This is a genomic window from Endozoicomonas sp. SESOKO3, from assembly GCF_024606255.1.
On sequence record NZ_JAHHPR010000541.1, the window covers coordinates 1 to 1,268 of the forward strand.

The window sequence follows — 1,268 nt, forward strand, 5'->3', positions numbered from 1 at the left end:
GATGTAAGGGAATGATGCAGCACGCGCTAGCTCTCTTTCTTTTGATAAAAACTGCCATGAGCGGGACAAAAACCATGAGCGGTAAATATCGCCCACTCTGGACGGTGCCAGTGGCGGGTTTCGGATATGCCGATGTATTTCGAACCATTCGGTCATTTTTGTCGTGGCCGGGATCAAGAAAATTTCTGGTCTATTCCGCTCGTTTACCTTCCGGAAGTCGAAAATCTTTCCTGATTTTTTTGACCATCTTATCAGGCTTTTTGATTCCCAGCCGTCTGTTAGCTGATTGGAAAGTCAATATGACCGAGGGGGTTACAGCAGTCAGTCGTTCTGTTTACGACTTGCATATGACCATATTTATTATTTGTGTGGTCATTGGCATTCTGGTATTCGGTGTTATGTTTTACTCCATTTTCATGCACCGTAAATCAAGAGGCGCTAAGCCCCATCCCTTCCATGAAAGTACGATAGTTGAAATACTGTGGACGACCATTCCTCTCTTAATTCTGGTGGGTATGGCAATTCCGGCAACAAAAACACTGATTGATATTTACGATACGGATGAAGCTGAAATTGATATCAAAATTACCGGGTATCAATGGAAGTGGCAATACGAGTATCTGGGAGAAGGAGTGTCCTTCTTCAGTAATCTCAAAACAACACCGGAACAGATTTATAACGTTCGCAGCAAAGACCCCAACTATCTTCTGGAGGTTGACGAACCACTGGTACTACCTGCGGGTAAAAAGATCCGTTTCCTGGTGACAGCAGCAGATGTTATTCATTCATGGTGGGTACCTTCATTTGCCGTTAAACGGGATGCTATTCCGGGTTTTATTAACGAAGCCTGGACCAACGTCGATCGTCCCGGAATTTATCGTGGTCAATGTGCAGAACTGTGTGGGAAGGACCATGGTTTTATGCCCATTGTGGTGGATGTCAGGTCACCCGATGACTATGAAGACTGGTTGTCCGAGAAGAAAACACTGGCCGCCAGAGAGCGTGAGTTAACCAGTAAAAACTGGACCATGGCTGAGCTGATGGAGCGTGGCAAAAATACTTACGAAAGAGTCTGTGCGGCCTGTCATCAAGTTAATGGTGAAGGTATGCCACCGCTGTTTCCTGCTCTCAAGGGATCAAAAATGACCGTTGAGAAAGATCAGGTCAAAGCCCATATCGACATTGTGCTGAACGGCAAGAAGGGTACCGCTATGCAGTTTTTATCAAAAGAAAGAGAGCTAGCGCGTGCTGCATCATTCCCTTACATC

At 45.6% G+C, this 1,268-nt stretch carries 1 protein-coding gene; it reads left to right on the forward strand.

Features of this window, described 5'->3' with window-relative positions; translation table 11 throughout:
* Positions 1-299: 299 nt before the first annotated feature.
* Positions 300-1,268: cytochrome c oxidase subunit II (gene coxB / locus KDK18_RS09355; protein WP_373691166.1), on the forward strand; the 969-nt coding region annotated here is incomplete at its 3' end.